This window comes from Candidatus Pantoea floridensis (genome assembly GCF_900215435.1).
Lineage (GTDB): Bacteria > Pseudomonadota > Gammaproteobacteria > Enterobacterales > Enterobacteriaceae > Pantoea > Pantoea floridensis.
Genome location: NZ_OCMY01000001.1, coordinates 386514 through 404135 on the forward strand (window position 1 = coordinate 386514; position 17622 = coordinate 404135).

At 54.5% G+C, this 17622-nt stretch carries 14 protein-coding genes; 1 reads left to right on the forward strand and 13 read right to left on the reverse strand.

Features of this window, described 5'->3' with window-relative positions:
* Positions 1–29: 29 nt before the first annotated feature.
* The 7 genes from CRO19_RS01925 to cmoM form a co-directional block, all read right to left on the reverse strand.
* Entirely contained in the window at positions 30–659 is a 630-nt protein-coding gene (locus CRO19_RS01925; RefSeq protein ID WP_097094355.1) for an MBL fold metallo-hydrolase, read from the reverse strand.
* A gap of 36 nt (positions 660–695) precedes the next feature.
* Positions 696–1247 (reverse strand): peptidoglycan L,D-endopeptidase MepK, encoded by a 552-nt coding sequence (mepK, locus tag CRO19_RS01930; protein WP_097094356.1) that lies wholly within the window; start codon positions 1245–1247, stop codon positions 696–698.
* A gap of 188 nt (positions 1248–1435) precedes the next feature.
* On the reverse strand, positions 1436–3262 hold the full coding sequence (ldtD, locus tag CRO19_RS01935) for a L,D-transpeptidase (RefSeq protein ID WP_097094357.1): 1827 nt from the start codon (positions 3260–3262) through the stop codon (positions 1436–1438).
* 156 nt (positions 3263–3418) lie between these two features.
* The gene (gene mukB / locus CRO19_RS01940; protein ID WP_097094358.1) at positions 3419–7885 is read right to left on the reverse strand and encodes a chromosome partition protein MukB; all 4467 of its coding nucleotides are present in this window, start codon (positions 7883–7885) and stop codon (positions 3419–3421) included.
* Positions 7882–8616 carry a chromosome partition protein MukE gene (gene mukE / locus CRO19_RS01945; RefSeq protein ID WP_097094359.1) on the reverse strand — a complete coding sequence of 245 codons (735 nt, stop codon included), beginning with the start codon at positions 8614–8616 and terminating at the stop codon, positions 7882–7884. Before mukE ends, mukB begins: the two co-directional genes overlap by 4 nt.
* Complete coding sequence (mukF, locus tag CRO19_RS01950) at positions 8597–9919, reverse strand: chromosome partition protein MukF (RefSeq protein ID WP_097094360.1); 1323 nt, start codon at positions 9917–9919, stop codon at positions 8597–8599. The genes mukE and mukF overlap by 20 nt, the downstream gene beginning before the upstream one ends.
* 11 nt (positions 9920–9930) lie before the next feature.
* Positions 9931–10701 (reverse strand): tRNA uridine 5-oxyacetic acid(34) methyltransferase CmoM, encoded by a 771-nt coding sequence (cmoM, locus tag CRO19_RS01955; RefSeq protein ID WP_097097559.1) that lies wholly within the window; start codon positions 10699–10701, stop codon positions 9931–9933.
* A 124-nt stretch (positions 10702–10825) separates the two neighbouring features.
* Here cmoM and elyC point away from each other — a divergent pair, with 124 nt between their 5' ends.
* A complete protein-coding gene (gene elyC, locus CRO19_RS01960) occupies positions 10826–11611 on the forward strand; it encodes an envelope biogenesis factor ElyC (protein WP_097094361.1) in 786 nt (261 codons plus the stop codon).
* Here the strand turns inward: elyC and CRO19_RS01965 are convergent.
* The 6 genes from CRO19_RS01965 to msbA all read right to left on the reverse strand — a co-directional run bounded on the left by CRO19_RS01965 (position 11591) and on the right by msbA (position 17600).
* Positions 11591–12484, reverse strand: a complete 894-nt coding sequence (locus tag CRO19_RS01965) for a YcbJ family phosphotransferase (RefSeq protein WP_097094362.1) — start codon at positions 12482–12484, stop codon at positions 11591–11593. The genes elyC and CRO19_RS01965 overlap by 21 nt on opposite strands.
* 110 nt (positions 12485–12594) lie before the next feature.
* Positions 12595–13344: a 3-deoxy-manno-octulosonate cytidylyltransferase gene (gene kdsB, locus CRO19_RS01970; protein WP_097094363.1), complete on the reverse strand. Its 750-nt coding sequence runs from the start codon at positions 13342–13344 to the stop codon at positions 12595–12597.
* On the reverse strand, positions 13341–13523 hold the full coding sequence (locus tag CRO19_RS01975) for a Trm112 family protein (protein WP_039332435.1): 183 nt from the start codon (positions 13521–13523) through the stop codon (positions 13341–13343). The genes kdsB and CRO19_RS01975 overlap by 4 nt, the downstream gene beginning before the upstream one ends.
* Before the next feature lie 89 nt (positions 13524–13612).
* Positions 13613–14830: a winged helix-turn-helix domain-containing protein gene (locus tag CRO19_RS01980; RefSeq protein ID WP_097094364.1), complete on the reverse strand. Its 1218-nt coding sequence runs from the start codon at positions 14828–14830 to the stop codon at positions 13613–13615.
* A 23-nt stretch (positions 14831–14853) separates the two neighbouring features.
* The gene (gene lpxK / locus CRO19_RS01985) at positions 14854–15855 is read right to left on the reverse strand and encodes a tetraacyldisaccharide 4'-kinase (protein WP_097094365.1); all 1002 of its coding nucleotides are present in this window, start codon (positions 15853–15855) and stop codon (positions 14854–14856) included.
* On the reverse strand, positions 15852–17600 hold the full coding sequence (msbA, locus tag CRO19_RS01990) for a lipid A ABC transporter ATP-binding protein/permease MsbA (protein WP_097094366.1): 1749 nt from the start codon (positions 17598–17600) through the stop codon (positions 15852–15854). The genes lpxK and msbA overlap by 4 nt, the downstream gene beginning before the upstream one ends.
* Positions 17601–17622: the final 22 nt, after the last annotated feature.

A 17622-nucleotide genomic window follows, 5' to 3' on the forward strand; every position in this document is an offset into this window, starting at 1 on the left:
CGAATAAATGGGCCATATTGGCCCATTTTTTATTGCAGGAACGGATTGCTGATACGTTCACGGCCGAGCGTTGAGATAGGTCCATGACCCGGCACGAAGGTGATGTCATCGCCGAGCGGCAGCAGCTTGGTTTTAATCGCGTCGATCAAATCGCTGTGGCTACCCTGTGGAAAATCGGTACGTCCCACGCCACCGTTGAAAATCACATCGCCTGAAATGAGCAGACGCCCCGCGCGATCCAGCAACACAATATGCCCCGGCGTATGACCCGGACAAAGCAGCACTTCCAGTGTGATGTTGCCCAGCTGCACGGTTTCGCCCTCTTCCAGCCAGCGATCGGGAGTAAGCGGTGCGCATTCAGGTAAACCAAACATACGGCTTTGCGTGGGCAGATTATCCAGCCAGAAGGCGTCAAGCGGGTGCGGGCCGACAATCGGCACCTGGTAATGTGCGGCGAGTTCAGCAGCAGCACCTACGTGATCGAGATGTCCATGCGTAAGCAGGATCTGTGACGGCGTTAAACCGCGTTCTGCCAGCACAGCTTTAATGGTTTCCGCATCACCGCCGGGATCGACTAAGGCCGCTTGTTGGGTTTCGTCATCCCAAATCACTGAGCAGTTCTGGGAAAAGGCGGTAACCGGAATAATTTGGTAATTCATAGCGCTCCATGACCGACACACGCAGCGCTGCCGGTATCAGGACCAGTGCCTTGCAGGCCCGGTATCTATGTGTACGAAGTTGCTGCGCGGGTAATATCCTACACCACCAGCGCGCATAGATAACGCCGCTTTGCGAACATTGCTCAATGAAATCCCTTCAATATGGAAATCCATCGCTTGTCCTTTGGTGTGATAACTATGCTTGGCGACGCCCGGCCCTGATTCACGCAACATATTATTGGTTGCCAGCGTGCGATATCCCGAAATGAGCTGCACCGGTTTACGCGTATCAAGCAGCGCCTGCAGGCGATAAAGCTGATCAAAAAGATGGGGATCGATGTTCTTCACCTGATTAGCACGATAATCGCGGAAGAAGTGATTTAAGCGGACTAACTCATCCTTGTCATAACGCTTACCGTTGAAAAACTCAGTTTTAAGGGTTTCACCGGTGTGAAGGTTACTAAGCGTCAATACTCGAGGGCGGGAGGTGGAAAGCGAAGCCAGTGCGGAGCCAGGAAGCAGTGATAAGCCTGCTGCTGCCCCTCCAATCAGGAGTAATCGACGACGTTGAGAATCAAAATTAGCCATGAAGCGGAGTTACCTAATCTAAAGCGGATAAAATATGTGCGAAAAGTACACAAGGCCGAACATTAACCGCAGCCAAAATCTCAGTCAACCCGGAATACGGCTCAGAATGAGCAAAACCCGCGCGAAGTCAAATTTTCGCCACGGGTTTTGAAGAGTTTACGCCGCTAAGAAAACAGCCAAATCAAGCACTAGAGCAGCAGTTGCCCCGCTTTTATGAGTGCCTGACTGCCTGAACGGGCAGGATTATCATAATTGTAAATATCTGTACGATATTGCGGTTGCCCATCATCTGCCACCCAGGCGGTTAAATAGTAAAGGTTGACCGGAATGCGATGACGAATCGGCACATAGCGAGTATCACCCTGTTTCAGCGTGTCTGAAATACGACCATCATTCCAGCCGACATCCTGCAGCAGAAGGTCGGCCAATTCCGAGGCCTTATTAACGCGTACGCAGCCCGAGCTAAGCGCACGAATATCACGCTGGAACAGCGCATGATTTGGCGTATCGTGCAGATAAATGGCATCCGAACTAGGCATATTGAACTTGTAACGTCCCAGCGAGTTGGTCGCGCCCGGCGCCTGACGAATGCGGTAAGGGAAATTCGCGGCTGACACCATGTGCCAATCAATCATCGACGGATCGATCACCTCGGCGTCCGCACTCCAGCCCGACAACAAGGTATAGCCATGCTTATACAGATAAGAGGGGTCCTGCTTCACCTTCGGCACAATATCCTGACGCACCAGCGTTGTCGGCACGTTCCACGGCGGGTTAAGCACCACATTATTCAGTGCGCTGCGCATTAGCGGCGTTTTACGATCGGGACGACCTACAATCACCCGTGACGACAGGATAGTGGCACCATTGTTGTAGTAGGTGAGTGAATAGTTGGGAATATTCACCATGATGCCATTATGCATATCATCCGGCAGTAGTCGCAGGCGCTGGATATTCAGCGCCAGTAGCGATGCTCGCATCTGTGGTGGCACATTCAGCCACTCACGTGTGCGCGGGCCAATCGCGCCATCATCGGCTAATCCCTGCCAGTGCTGGAAGCGTTTCACCCCCTCCACCAGCGCGGTGTCATACACGTTAGGGCCGGATGCTGTCGGATCTGCAGCAACATTATTGGCCACTTCAGGTGTTGTGGCGAGCGCCGAACCGGCATCAATATCATCAAAGTTTGCGGCAGACGGACTGACCGCCACCGGCTGATTGCTTTGCCCCACCGGAACGGGCGCCGTAGGCACCGCATCTTCCGCCGGCGTTGGTGTCGTACTGTGGCTGGCGGTTAACATGCCGGTACGTTGCAGAATCTCGCGCAGCGCAGGCACGTCATTACTGATTTGCCCCGGGCGCAGCGTAGCGCTGTCGCGTAGTTGCGGCCACGGACGATTATCAGTTAGTAACATTTTCAACGCGTTGTGCATGGGCGCATATTGTGGATGCTGCGGCTGCAGTGAAACGACAAATGTACGGCTGTTACCGGCATTGACCGCATTCTGCCATTGGTTGATAGCCGCCAGCGTTGGCATGGTCAACTTATAGGGCACATTGCTGTAAAGCCAGGTTTCACCCTGCGTTGGTACATTCGCTACAAATTGCAGGTAGCCCAGCATGGCATCGCTGAGCACGATATCGCGCGCTAAGCCTTTAATATTGGGATTCGTTAACCGCTCCACCCACCGGGTAAACTGCGGCTGTACACCGGAGAGTGCGACTTCCGCCAGCTGCTGCTGGAAAACCTGCACTGCCTGCTGGTCTTGCCATAACGGCGCCATATCGCGCGCCGCATAAATGCCCGCAAGGCCAGGTAAATAGAAAGGTTGTTCAGTTGGGCTAAACGCCTGCTGGATCTGCTGCTGGCTCGCAGCAACCGAGAGGGTATTGTGCGTTGACTTCGGCAACGTTGAGGTGATCGCCGCATAGCTTACTGCTAACGGAGACAACAGCAGTGATAAACCGAGTGCTACTGCAGCACGACTCATTTTGATCTTATTGTTTAGCAACATCCCTGCCCCCTTCTCACCAAAGACACGGCGCCCTGTAATCGCCATGTACAGCCACACTCTTAATATTGAGTATACGAATAAAAAACGGCATCTGCCTCTGAGTGCAAATGCCGCTTACAGATTAAACGCAGTGCCGTTTTTTAACCAGATTCAGCGCTAGGTATTTTCGGTTTGGAGTCCTATTCCCGTATTTTCCTGTTTCACTGGCGAAGGATCTGCCGAGAAGCCGCGCAGTCCCACCACATGCACATGTTCAGTGTTGTTAAATACCTTTCGCACCAGCTTATAGGTGGTGCCTTTCTCAGGACTGATATTTTCTGGTGCAGCAATCACCAGCTGCATCTCGAGTCGTTCGCAGAGTTCAAACAGCGTGGCGATAGAGCGTGCGTCAAGGCGTGCCGCTTCATCGAGGAACAGCAGGCGGCAGGGTGAAATATCTTTGCCACGCAGGCGACGCGACTCTTCTTCCCAGCTCTGCACCACCATCACCAGAATTGACATCCCGGTACCGATCGCTTCACCGGTCGAGAGCGCCCCACTTTCTGCACGCAGCCAGCCATCCGAACCACGGTTGACCTCCACTTCCATCTCCAGATAGTTGCGGTAGTCGAGCAGTTCTTCACCGATGGTCTGCGGCGTACGCTGCCCCATATCGATCTGCGGATTCAGACGTTGATAGAGTTTCGCCAGCGCTTCCGAGAAGGTGAGGCGATTGCTGGTAAACAGATCCTGATGCTGCTCATGCTCTTCCGACAGCGTATCCAGCAGCGTGGAGTGCGCTTCACGTACGTTCACGTTGAGACGCACGCTGCGTACCTGGCCAAAGCTCACGGCCTGCAAGCCCTGGTTTAGCTGACGAATACGGTTCTGCTCGCGCTGGATGGTTTTACGAATGATGTTCGCCGCGCTGCGTGAGCTGATTGCCAGCGTCTGTTCGCGTGCCGTCAGCTCTTCCGTCAGACGATTCAGCTCAATCTCCATCTGTTCAATCGCTTCAACCGGATCGTCGGTACGAATGATGTCTTGACGAATACGCTCGCGCAGATGCTGATACACCGCAATAAAGAACTGAATCTTGCGTTCAGGACGCTTTGGATCTTCTGACATACGCAGCACATCGCGCAGATGTTCGTTATCCGCCACCGCCAGACGCAGTGCACCGAGCGCCTTATCCGACATGGATCGCAGCTCATCACCGCTGAGGTACGCCAGTTCACGACGATGCAGACGACGCTCAACGCCGTTCTCTTTAACCATGCGCAGCACCGTACACCAGCCCGCTTTGGCGCTCACCACCTGCTCACGAATCTGATGATAGTCGCGCTCCAGCTTGCGCAGTTTCTTCTGCAAACTCTCCATTTCGGCTTCACAGAAGGTGATCTGTTTTTCCAGCTGGTTACGACGCGCACGGTTGTGGCTTAGCGCGGTATACAGCTCATCACGACGAATACGCGCCCGCTCTTCCGCACTGGCATCTGCATGCACACCAATGTCCTGCATCTCTTGCTGCAGCTCTTTCAGCATGTCGCGTTTAGCATCGTAAGAACTTTTCAGCGATGCCAATACCTGCGAATACTGCGTCAGCTGCGCCTGATGTCCGCGCAGACGTTCGCGCGCGCGGCTGCGCTCGCCTTCCGCCAGCTCCAGACGCTGACGCAACTGTTCATTGAGATCGGTATTACCGCCTAACATTCCCGCTGAACTTTCGTAGCTGAAGTGCGCCCGACGCTGCACCACTTCTGTCAGCGCAAAGGCCTGCTGGCGTGCCTCACGCTGCTGCTGCTGGGCTTGCTGATAATCACGCTGCAGCTGATCGTGCTGCTCCGGATCGCTCTGCAATACCGAAATCAGCGGCTCCAGCTTGCTGAGTTTGCTGCCATGCTGATGCAGGAAACGCGCGGCTTCCTGCGCTTCTTCCACGCGCTCACGGATCTCTTCACAACGGTCGCCAAGCGTGTCGTCGAGCAGCAGATTAACGCGCGGCAACAGGCGGTTCAGCTGGCTGACGCCCTCTTTTGCCTGCTCAAACTGCGCGCGCTGCTGTTGATTGTCGTTTTCATGCTGCGCCAAAGCCCGCTCTAACTCGCCGCGACGGCTGTTGAGTTGACGAATCAGCGCTTCGGGATCTTCATCAAAAGCCACCGCTAAATGGCTACCGATAAAGCGGCTGAAGGATTGGTGCAGACGCTGAGTTTTCTGTACGTCAAACGACAGCGTGGCATAACGCTCAGCCAGCTGTTCACGTTCATTGTTCAGCAGTTCCAGCTGATTTTCACGCGCCGCACGGCCAAACAGCGGCACTTTCGGGAAGCGGGAGTAGCGCCATTGCCGCTCCGCCACTTTGACGACCACCGCTTTTTCCAGCTCTTCAACGCTGAATACGCTATCGTCAAACGCCTGCGGATCACCCTCAATCAGGTAGAGATCTTCCGGGCACTCGTCTAAACCATCGAGCAGTTCGCGCACCAGCGACAGATCCGGCACCACAATGGCGTGACGCGAAGGACCATACAACGCTGAGAAGTAAGGCGCGTCATCCAGCGTGACATCATCATAAATTTCAGAGAGCAGCACGCCGCCAAAACGTTCCGCCAGCTGCGTCAGGCGCGCGTCTTCCGCACCGCCCGGTTGGCTCAGGCGTTCAATCTGCTGCTCAACTTCACGCTTACGCGCCGCCAGTTCATCGCGCTCAACGGTGGTTTCACGCTCACGCTCCAGCAGCTGCTGCATAAATTCAGTGATTTGCTGGCTGCTGGTCAGCTCCTGGCCGGTTTGCTCGCTGAGTTGGGTGAGGATCTCCTGGGCCGCCAGCCAGTGTGGTGCACGCGCGGTAAGCGCGGTAATCCGTTCACGCAGCTGCTCCAGCTCCTGACGCATTAACATGCGGCGTTCGCCAGCATCCGATACGCTCTCATTCAGCTGTTCAATCTGCGCTTCAAGCTCACGCTGCAAACCTTCCAGCGCATCCGCATCGTATTGCTGTCCCTGACGTTTACAAAAATCCGCCAGTAAACGTTCGGCATCGTGCTGCTCGCGCAGACGCGTTTCTAATTCATTGAGGCGTAAACGCAGCGAGGAGAGTTGTTCGGCATGGTGGCGCTGATTGCCCGCGTCACGCAGTAATTCGCGCCCTACCTGCCACGCATCCTGACGACTCACGTCACCCGCGATGCTGGTCACTAATGCTAACGCCTGTTCAAACTGGCTGTGTGCCGCTTCAGCAACGCTCAGTTTTTGTTCCAGACGCAACAGTTGCTCGGTGGCTTCCTCTTCACGCGCCTGGAAGGTCTCCTGCCATTCAGCGGCGTTATCAATGCTGAGGTCAGGCAGCTGGCACTGCGTACGCGCTTTTTCCAGCGCCTGTAAGGCCTGCTGATATTGAATAGCACGCGTTTGCTGTACGTCGAGCGCCTGCTGGAAGTCGGCGAGCTGGCTTTTCAGCTCATCCACTTCAATTTCAGCCGCTTCGGCACGCGCTTCATTCTCTTCCTGCACGTCACGCGCTTCGGCAACAACTTCGTTCTGCTCTTCAAGGCGGTAAGTCAGCTCTTCCAGATCGGCATCGTAACGCTCGATTTTCTCCTGCTGACGCATCGCGGTTTGCACCAGATTCAGGTGATCGCTGGCGCCCTGATAATCGGTTTCCAGATCGCTCTCGGCGCCGTTGTGTTCAGAGAGTTCTCGCGCCATTTCAATATGGCGATACTGCTCGGAGATCAGCTGATTGCGACTGGTGAACAGCTCATTACGCAGCTGCAGCGCGCCGTCGAGATGAATTCGTCGCTCGTTAGCGTGGCGCATATAGTCGGCGGAAACATAGCTGGTGGCTTCCGAGATCAGATGCTTAAACAGATCGCGATCTGACTGCGTGACGCGGATGGCTTCGAGCGTCATGCGGTTTTCGCGCAGCGCCGCTTCCATATCCTGGAAGGCTTTGCGTACGCCGCCGTTTTCCGGCAGCAGGTAGTCGCGCAGCGAGCGGGTAATAGCGCTAGAGATACCACCATAGAGTGAGGCTTCGATCAGGCGATAGAACTTGCTGCGATCGCTAGCGTTACGCAGGCGACGCGGCACCACGCCAAGCTCGAACAGCACCGCATGATAGTCGGTTACGGAGTTGTACTGTTTGAATTGCACGCCTTCCTGCGCTTCAACGCGTTCCTTCACTTCCGACAGCGGTAACACTCGCGCCTGACGGCTATTAAGGATTTCAGTCAGCATATCGGTCGGCTGCGAATCGGTCGGCAAACCGTGAATACTGAACGGTTTGATATCGACTTTTTTATCGCGTCCTGCCACTTGTTGCAGACGCACGCCCACTATCACGCGCTGGTGGCGGGAGTTGACCACATCCAGCACTGAATAGCAGACGCCGGCACGCAGTTTGCCGTGCAGACCTTTATCGCGAGAACCCGATGTTGCACCGGCTTCGGTGGTGTTACGGAAGTGCAGCAGCGTTAAGTCTGGGATCATCGCCGTGACGAAGGCGGCCATGGTGGTGGATTTGCCGGCACCGTTACCGCCCGACAGCGTGGTCACCAATTCATCAAGATCAAAGGTACGGGCAAAGAAGCCGTTCCAGTTAATCAGCGTTAGCGAACGAAATTTACCGCGTTCAATCATGCTTGCTCATCCTCCGCGTTATCACTCGCGTCGCTTTCAGCGTCAATATCATTATCCGCTTCATCGTTTTCTGCCGCAGCTGGCGCACTTTCCAGCGTCATCGCTTCGCCGTCACGAATCAGGCGCAGCTGCGCTTCACGCGCATCGTCACCGCTGCGCACGTCAGCGCCAAAGCGGAATACCGATTCGGTGATGCGGAATTTGCTGCTGTCGTTGCCCATAAACCACACCATGCCGAGGCGGCGCAGGCGGCTGAGCGAGGCGCGCATTTTTTCCTGCAGCTTGGCGCGATCGAGATCGGAACCCGTGGAACGCTGGTTTACCAGCTTGAGCAGTTTGCTCTCATCCGCCAGCGACAGCAGTTCGTCGTACAGCTCCTGCTGGGTAAAAATCCCCTCATTCGCCAATCGTTCCGGGCTGAGATAGAGATAACAAAGAATTTTGCCCACCATCATGTCCAGTTCGGAGAGCACCGAGCGTGGAATCAGCGTGGTAGAACGCGGACGCAGGTAGAAAAAGCCTTCCGGCGCGCGGATCAGCTCCACGTTGTAGCGCGCGTAAAACTCTTCAAGATATTCCTGGTAATCCATCAGAAAAGCGTGATTATCCAGCTCTTCAATACCAATGTGGCGACCCGCGCGTAACTGGCTATCAAGCGCCGGGAAAATCGGGTTTGCCAGGGCCAACGCCAGTTTAACTGGCATCACTTGTTCAATATTTGTCGATGACATGTGCCTGCACCTTGGCTCCGTAATCATTAATGGCCTGCCATTGCGCGGGCAGACCGGCTAAATCAGCTTCGGCCACGCCGAGTCGTACTGCTTGATCAATGACGATACGCGCCAGATCAAAATGACGCGCGCGTGGATACTGCGACAGGTAGTCGCGCATCACCGTGGCAAGATGGAGTGGCTTCTGCTCCAGCTTGTAGATCTGCAGCGCCTCTTCGATCATCGCGGCCAGCTGTTCGCGAATCTCATTAAACTCTTCATATTCCATTTCCGGCGGCAGCTCGCCCATCACTTCGTCATTACGCAGTGTCATCTCTTCGTCGCGCATATCATAAAGACGATCGGCATTGGCGTATGTCAGCGCCCACGGCTGGTCGAAATAGTTTTGCACCGACAGGCGCAAACGCTGCGCAAAAACGCGGTTTTTATCCATGTCGATGGCGGTACGAATAAATTTGTGTACGTGGCGGTCGTAGCCGATCCACAGATCGATAGCCTGCTGACCCCAACTGATGATGCGATCCAGCTTGTTTTGCAGATCAAACACCAGCTTATCGACAAAGCCGAGATCGGGGCTGCTGAGCGTGGCATCCTGAATGCGCAGTAGATTGGCCTGCAGTTTATCACCCGCAGCTTCCAGCGTATCCTGCAGCTCGCGCAGGGTACCGGAGGTTTCTGACAGCAACATTTCACAGCTGGAGATCGCCGCGCGCCAATCTTTGTTGAGCAGATCGGCGATATCGGTTTTCACCGCCTGCTGCTGCTCATCCATCAGGCGTTGCGTCATATCGATGCTATCGAAGATTTCCGCTACCGAATATTTGAGCGGCGCGAAGACGTTGCGATGCCAGTGGAATTCGTCGCCATCTTCTTCGGCGGCATCGGCGGCGCGTTTCAGCTCCTGCGCCACGATCGACAGCTGCATCGAGAGACGCAGCGTAGAGAACTCACGCTGACGAATGTAATAGTCGGTAATGCCAATGGCCAGCGGCGTCAAGCGATAGATAGCGTGCCCTTCCGTCAACTCGCTGGTAAAGCGGTTGAGCAAGCGCTGACGCACCATGTCATTGATGGCGTTGTTAGCACGCACCTGCACGGTTTCGTGGGTTTGCTCGAAAGCCTTGCTAACGTGACGAAACGCGTCAATCAGCTCGCCTTCACTCATTTCGCCGTCCATGCGCTCACCGTTTAAGGTGGCGATAGCCAGCAAAAAGGCCAGACGTTCTACCGGCAACGCAAGCGAAAAGTCGTTCTTGCGCGCCCATGCCACCAATTCGGGGACCGTCTGGGAAAATTCGCTCATAGTTGATCCTTCTAGCTGGGTTTGCGCGCGGTCACGTGGATATAGCGCCCTAAACTTAAAAAGGGCTCCTGGCGACAGAAACGCCGTTCCATCTCAATGATTTCCTCAACGCTCTTCCCTGCGCCGGGTTGCGGCTTCATGTAATCGCAGAAGACGCGAATGCCCGCACGTCGTTCAATTTCAAATCCGCAGTGTGTTAGCCAGCGCGTCACATCATCAGGATCGCGTGGGAAATCCGGCGACAAAGTACGCTTTTTGCGTTTGCTCATATTGGCGCGCATATAGCCGAAATTGCCGAGCGTCAGGGTGCGGAAGGTTAAGCCGTGTGCGTTATAAAACATCAGTGACAGCACGCCGCCGGGCTTTAATGTATGCCATAACGCCTGCAGCACCTCTTCTGGCTGCGCGACCCATTCCAACACCGCGTGAAACAATACCAGATCAACCTGCGTATCCAAATGTTCGCCCACCTGCTGGGCGCTAATTTGTTTGAATTGCATGTTGTGGCTCACACCCGCGTTATGTGCATGGGCTTCCGCCAGCTTCAACATCTCGGCAGAGAGATCGCACAGCAGCACCTGATGACCGCGCGCGGCTAAGCCGCTGGAGATTTGTCCAACGCCCCCACCGGCATCCAGCACCGAAAGCGGCCCGGCGGGCAACGTTGGCAGCAGGGCTTCCAGCTCGTCCCAAACAATCGCCTGCCGTACCTGGCCTTTGCGCGTGCCATAAATGTTCTGTGAGAATTTGTCCGCCAGATCGTCAAAGTTACGATCCTGCATGATGATGGCTCCGCTTTGCTGCATTCAACTTGTGCTATTTTGTCACAGGCTCATCAAGAATGAACCTTTCATGCCGCAGTAACTGTCTGGCTGCTGTTTTTTCGGACAAAAGGAGCAATATTCAATGTTTTTCGCATTAAAAAAAGTCATTGGTGGGATGTTGCTACCCTTGCCGCTGCTGTTATTACTGATGGCAGCGGGACTTTTGCTGCTCTGGTTCAGCCGCTGGCAAAAAAGCGGTAAAATCCTCATCTCTTGCTGCTGGCTGCTGCTGCTGCTGCTGAGCCTGCAACCGGTGGCCGATCGCCTGCTGTCGCCGCTGGAAACGCACTATGCGACCTGGAACGGTCATGAGCCGGTTGATTATATCGTGGTGCTGGGTGGCGGCTACACCTTCAATCCGAATTGGGCGCCGAGTTCCAACTTAATCAGCAATAGCCTGCCGCGCGTGGCCGAAGGTGTTCGCCAGTGGCGACGCTATCCGCAGGCAAAAATGATCTTTACAGGTGCGGCCGCAGGAGAGAATCCACGCAGCAGCGCCAGCGTTGCCGCTGAAGTGGCAGAAAGTCTTGGCGTGCCACGCAGCGCGATAATCCAACTGGATCAGCCCCGAGATACCCTTGGCGAAGCGCGGGCGGTGAAACAAACCATTGGCGAACATCCCTTTCTGCTCGTGACCTCTGCCAATCATTTGCCACGCGCAATGCAGTTCTTCCAAAGCGCCGGCATGAATCCGCTCGCAGCACCGGCTAATCAACTGGCGGTAACCTCGCCATTGAACTGGTGGGAACGCGCAATCCCGTCGCCATTGTGGCTTGGCCACAGTGAGCGCGCGATCTATGAATCGCTGGGGCAAATCTGGCAGAAACTGCGCGGTGACGAGCTCAGCTCAACCCAACCAGGGGAGTAATTGCGTGCGCGCGTGATCGAAGCGCGGACGGTCAAACTGTCCGCTACTCACCAGCGTGTCGACGCAATCCCACAGCTGATATAACCAGCGTCGCCAGATAAACCCTTCTGCAACAGGCGCACGCTGTAAATAGTGTTGCAATAATGACGCTTCGGCTCCGCTATCCGCCAGCCGCATCAGCTCATATTCGCGCGGAGCCCAGAGAATATTGCCAGGCTGCATCATCGCAATCAGCTGATCGCTATGTGCATCTTTTAGCATGCTGGCGAGGCGAAGGTTGCCGTGAATTAACACGCACGGATCGTCAAATCCATTAAAAAAACGCGGCAATAGTTGGCGACTGCGGAACAAAATCTGCCGATCTTCCAGCGTGAAAAAGGGCGGCGTCAGATATCCTAGCGTCGACCACAGCACATCAACTCGCTGGCGATACCATGCAGGCCAGGTATTTTCTTGTACGCTGTCGACGCTGCCGACTAAACCCTGACTGTCGATGCGGTGCCAGGCCAGCACGCCTTCCACAATTTGTTCGCATAATTGCTCCCAGCGCGCGGCGTTGCGCGTTGGGGCTTCCGCTGATACGCCATTAAAACGCGCCATTAGCAGCATCTCATGCGCGGGTTTTTGCTGGCTAAGCACCAATCCAAATACCGCAGGCACGGCGATCAAGCCATCATGGCCCAGCATCGTGAGTTTTTTCGCTTCCAGCGCGGCGCGTCCCTGATGACGAAAATACTTCGCCACCAGCGGCATCGGCTTGCCGGCGTTATCGTAAAGCGCGTACAGCCGCGTATGCGCCTGCTCGCTAATAGTTTCGAGGCGGCTGATGCTTTCACCCAGCACCAGCGCCAGTTCTGAACGGAGCTGTTCCATGCGATATCCTCCGAAGTCAAAAGGCTAGAATATGCTGGAGGTGATGGTGGCGAGAAACTTAGCGCCAGATCAAACTTTAAGGCCAGCGAGAGCCGCTGGCCGGTCGGAGATTAACCTTGCATCGCGAGGCGAACCCGCTCAAGGTCTTCCGGCGTATCCACCCCAACACTGGGTATGGCTTTTGCCACCGCGACGTGAATTTTCTCACCGTACCATAGCACCCGCAGCTGTTCGAGTAGCTCAATGTGCTCTAGCGGACAAGGTTCCCATGCTATATAGCGACGAATAAAACCGGCGCGATAGGCGTAAATACCAATGTGCCGTAGCAGCGTGTCGCCAATCTGCTCACGCGAACGGGCATAACGTTCACGATCCCATGGAATGGTGGCTCGCGAGAAGTACAGCGCGTAACCTTTAGCATCCATGACGACCTTAACGGCGTTAGGATTGAATGCCTCTTCCGCATCGATAATCGGTACCGCCAGCGTTGCCATGCCCGCCTCGGACTGTGCCAAATTGGTGGCCACCTGGCGTACTATTTCCGCCGGGATCATTGGCTCGTCGCCCTGAACATTGACGATAATGGTATCGTCAGCAAACTGATACTTCTCAACGACTTCGGCCAGACGTTCGGTACCCGATTGATGATCCACGCGCGTCATGCACACTTCGCCACCCGCTGCCGTTACGACCGCAGCCACATCAGGATGATCGGTCGCGACAATCACCCGATCGGCTCCCGATTCACGGGCGCGTTCCATTACGTGCAGCACCATGGGTTTGCCCTGAATATCCACCAGCGGTTTACCCGGCAGGCGTGTTGAGGCGAAACGCGCCGGAATAATGGCAACAAAACTCATGGATGGATCTCTTCAACAGAGAGCGTACGAGCTTCTACTTCGAGCAGTACCGGAATCCCGTCACGTACCGGGAAAGCCAGGCCATCAGGTTTACAGATCAGCTCTTGCTGCTCTTTGTTGAAATACAGTTTTCCGTTGCAAACCGGGCAGGCAACGATTTCGAGTAAACGATGATCCATTATCTTCTCCTTCAGGACCGATTCAGACGATTAGCATATCATAATAGCGTGCGCGAAATGGGCGTACCGACGCCCGTATCACAACGGCTTCAGCATCCAATCAACCAGCGGCTTGACCACGCTGCCAGCAATTCAGTAGGCGCATTTTCGATAATCACTTCTGTAGCACCTTGCCACTGAGCAAAGCGATTAATGGCCTTCTTTACGTCATTAAGAAAGGTGTTGCTCAGGCGCACACCCGGCTCCAGCCAGAATGCGCGAATGACCAGCTGCTGTGCCTGGCGCTCCATTTTGGCATCAATGCGAGCCTTTAGTGCCCCGCGATGCAATACCGGCAAGACAAAATAGCCATACTTGCGCTTCTCTGCGGGCGTGTAACACTCAATACGGTAATCAAAATTAAACAGTTCTAGCGCGCGCCGCCGATCCCAAACCACCGGATCAAACGGCGAGAGCAGGACGGTATGCGTTGCCGACAGCGGCTTTTCCAGCAACGGAAGCAGTGTTTGGTGCAGCCACATTTCCCCGAGCTGCTCCACCTCAACGCGAACTATCTCTCCACGCGCTGCAGTTTCCGCCAGCCACGTTTTTAGCGGCGCACGTTTAAGACGATAATAATCCGCTAACCAACTGACGCGAAAAATGCCAAGACTGCGCGCGCTGTGATGCAACATCTGTATTACCGCTTCCTCTTCGCTTAAGGCATGCTGTTCATCAACCCAGTCTGGCATCACGCGGCTATGCAGATCGTAAACCCGCTGGAAATTGCGTCGCTCCACCACCATCAACTCACCGGCGCTAAATAAGTTTTCTAAATGCCGTTTGTGAGGCTTCCACGCCCACCAGCCGGGTTTGGTTTGTTTATCATGGCTAAAGTCGGCGGCGCGTACCGGACCATTAGCTGCAATGTGCGCCAGTAGCTCAGCAATTTCCTGCTGATGTTCATCTACCCATTGCGCGCTGTACTTCCAGCCAAGTCGCTGCGGTTGCAACATTCGATGGCGAAGCAAGGGGTAATCTTCGAAGGGAATAAAGCAGGCTTCATGCGCCCAGTACTCAAACAACTCACCGGCTGCAAGCGCCTCCTCCAGCCAATGGGCAGGATAAGCGCCAAGACGGCTATACAGCACCAGATAAGGGCTACGCGCCACAACATTTATTGTGTCAATTTGCAGCAAGGACATCTGGCGCACGGTAGCGTGAATATCGGTGAAACGTGCGCGCCGGCCCAAAGGACGTAACAGTCCCTGGGCAGCCAGGTGCAAATGGCGAGCGGTTTGTAATGACAGGGAAGCAGCGAGGTTCATAACTCTTTTCCCATTGCGAATGGTTAGTGCGAGCGGGCGTAGCGCGCCATCGAACAGAGTTGGACGATATCGTCTAACAAGGTTGAAACGGTTGCACCTTGCAAATGAGCATCTACTGGCAGGTACCACCAATTAGGTTGGGCAAACTGACGGCATTTCACCGCATCTTTTTCCGTCATGAGCAGGCATTGTTTAGCATCTGTCAGCCGGGATAATTCGTCTTCGCTGTATGCGTGATGGTCGGCAAAGGCGATTTCTGCTACTGCCTTGATGCCTTGCTGTTTGAGCGTATTGAAGAAGCGAGGAGGATGTCCAATGCCAGCCATTGCCACGATTTCAGGTAATTGGTCCAGCGATGCGGTGGCACCACTCATGAGATTTATTGCCTGACCCGGCTGCAATGTCATAGCGATTTCGTCGCCTTGCGCCTCCCCACCGTTAACGATCACCGCATTGACTTCCCGGAGCCGAGAGGCGCGCTCTCGCATTGGCCCAGCCGGTAACCACCAGCCATTACCAAAGCGGCGCATACCATCCACCACCACAATTTCGCGATCGCGCTGCAATGCATAGTGCTGCAGGCCATCATCGGTAATGATGACGTCCAGATCGTGTACAGCAAGCAAGCCTTCCACAGCCAGCCGACGCTGGGGTGCAACGGCAACTGGCGCCTGAGTACGCTGCGCGATCAATACCGGTTCATCCCCGGCTAATGCCGTAGAGGTCTCCCCCGTTACCAGTAGTGGGTAACGATCTGCCTTACCACCGTAACCACGCGACACTACGCCAGCGCGTAACCCGCGTTGTTGTAATGCCTGCACCAGCCAGATCACCACCGGTGTTTTACCATTACCACCTGCGGTAAGATTACCGACTACCACAACGGGGCATGGCGCACGCCAGCTTTTGCGCCAGCCGCGTTGAAAGCTGAGGCGAATCAGCCAGGTGATCGCCCCATACAATACACTCAACGGCCAGAGCAGCAGCCATAACGGTGAGCGCCCGCTCCAGATGCGTTCAATCATTGACCGAACTGCAGCTTGTGAAGTTGCGCATACGCGCCCTTCTGTTCTAACAGCACACTGTGCGTGCCGCGTTCCACGATGCGACCATCTTCCACAACGACGATTTCATCGGCTTTTTCGATGGTCGACAGGCGATGCGCAATAACAAGCGAGGTACGATTTTTTTGCAGCTCATCCAGCGCGGCCTGAATCGCACGTTCTGATTCGGTATCGAGCGCGGAGGTTGCCTCATCAAGAATCAAAATTGGGCAGTCACGCAGCAATGCACGGGCAATGGCAATACGCTGGCGCTGTCCCCCTGAGAGCAGCACACCATTTTCACCGATCACTGTATCCAGACCATTATCCATCTTTTTGATGAAGTCCATGGCATGTGCCATGGTTGCGGCCTGTTCAATTTGTTCACGGGTGTACTGACCGTTGCGGGCATAGGCGATGTTGTTGGCAATGGTATCGTTGAAAAGATGCACATTCTGAGAAACCAGAGCCACCTGATTACGCAATGAGCGCAGCGTATATTCACGCAGATCGTGACCATCAAGCAGAATTTCACCGCTATCAATATCATAAAAACGCGTCAGCAAACTGGCCATAGTGGATTTACCAGAACCTGAACGGCCAACCAGCGCCACTGTTTTGCCAGCAGGCAGCGACAGATTAATATCGCGCAGCGCGGGGATTTCACGCCCTGGATAAGTAAAGGTCACATTCCGGAATTCAACATCACCATGAGCACGTTCTATTTCACGTTTACCTTCGTCAATTTCCTGTTCGCTGTCGAGAATCGAGAACAGGGTCTGACAAGCTGCCATACCGCGTTGGAACTGTGCGTTTACGTTGGTTAACGACTTAAGCGGACGCATCAGCGCAATCATGGAAGAAAACACCACGGTAATGGTACCGGCGGTGAGCGTATCCATTACGCTTGGGAAGCTTGCTGCATATAGCACGAAAGCAAGCGCCAGCGATGCAATCAGCTGAATAACAGGGTCAGAGATAGAAGATGCCGACACCAGTTTCATGCCCTGCTGACGCATTTTATTGCTCACCTGGGAAAAACGGTTAGCTTCCACTTCCTGGCCACCAAAGATCAATACTTCTTTATGACCTTTCAGCATTTGCTCGGCACTGGTGGTGACTTGTCCCATCGTGTTCTGCATATTTTTGCTGATGCTGCGGAAGCGTTTGGAAACGGTACGAATCGCAAAGGAGACAATTGGAGCTAACACGATGAGAATCAGTGAAAGTTGCCAACTGTAGTAAAACATCATGATGAACAGGCCGATGATCGAAGCACCTTCACGCACGACCGTGACCAGTGCGCTCGAAGAAGATGAGGCAACCTGTTCAGAATCATAGGTAATGCGTGACAGCAAGGTACCCGTTGATTGCTGGTCAAAAAATGTTACCGGCATGCCCATCATATGGCCGAATAAACGACGGCGCATGTTCATTACCACATTGCCGGAAACCCAGGATATGCAGTAGCTTGAGATATAGCTGGTTACGCCACGGACCAACATCAGGCCGATCACCACCAGCGGCATCCACAGCATTACGGATCTGTCAGCTTTACCGAAGCCGTCATCCAGTAAAGGTTTCAACAGAGAGAGCATCAGGGTGTCGCCTGCCGCATTGAGTATTAGCGCCACTGCTGACACATAGAGGCCAGCCTTGTGGGGCGCAATCATCGGCCAGAGTCGGCGGAATGTCTGCCACGTTGAGAGATCTTTATCTTGATGCATTATTTATTCACGCTGTTTGAAA

What these genes read in the sequence shown, in the direction of transcription:
- CRO19_RS01965 (WP_097094362.1), bottom strand. Translation starts at nt 12,484, where the DNA reads ATGGAACAGCTCCGTTCAGAACTGGCGCTGGTGCTGGGTGAAAGCATC.
- mukE (WP_097094359.1), bottom strand. Translation starts at nt 8,616, where the DNA reads ATGTCATCGACAAATATTGAACAAGTGATGCCAGTTAAACTGGCGTTG.
- mukB (WP_097094358.1), bottom strand. Translation starts at nt 7,885, where the DNA reads ATGATTGAACGCGGTAAATTTCGTTCGCTAACGCTGATTAACTGGAAC.
- cmoM (WP_097097559.1), bottom strand. Translation starts at nt 10,701, where the DNA reads ATGCAGGATCGTAACTTTGACGATCTGGCGGACAAATTCTCACAGAAC.
- CRO19_RS01980 (WP_097094364.1), bottom strand. Translation starts at nt 14,830, where the DNA reads ATGAACCTCGCTGCTTCCCTGTCATTACAAACCGCTCGCCATTTGCAC.
- lpxK (WP_097094365.1), bottom strand. Translation starts at nt 15,855, where the DNA reads ATGATTGAACGCATCTGGAGCGGGCGCTCACCGTTATGGCTGCTGCTC.
- msbA (WP_097094366.1), bottom strand. Translation starts at nt 17,600, where the DNA reads ATGCATCAAGATAAAGATCTCTCAACGTGGCAGACATTCCGCCGACTC.
- CRO19_RS01925 (WP_097094355.1), bottom strand. Translation starts at nt 659, where the DNA reads ATGAATTACCAAATTATTCCGGTTACCGCCTTTTCCCAGAACTGCTCA.
- ldtD (WP_097094357.1), bottom strand. Translation starts at nt 3,262, where the DNA reads ATGTTGCTAAACAATAAGATCAAAATGAGTCGTGCTGCAGTAGCACTC.
- mepK (WP_097094356.1), bottom strand. Translation starts at nt 1,247, where the DNA reads ATGGCTAATTTTGATTCTCAACGTCGTCGATTACTCCTGATTGGAGGG.
- mukF (WP_097094360.1), bottom strand. Translation starts at nt 9,919, where the DNA reads ATGAGCGAATTTTCCCAGACGGTCCCCGAATTGGTGGCATGGGCGCGC.
- elyC (WP_097094361.1), top strand. Translation starts at nt 10,826, where the DNA reads ATGTTTTTCGCATTAAAAAAAGTCATTGGTGGGATGTTGCTACCCTTG.
- CRO19_RS01975 (WP_039332435.1), bottom strand. Translation starts at nt 13,523, where the DNA reads ATGGATCATCGTTTACTCGAAATCGTTGCCTGCCCGGTTTGCAACGGA.
- kdsB (WP_097094363.1), bottom strand. Translation starts at nt 13,344, where the DNA reads ATGAGTTTTGTTGCCATTATTCCGGCGCGTTTCGCCTCAACACGCCTG.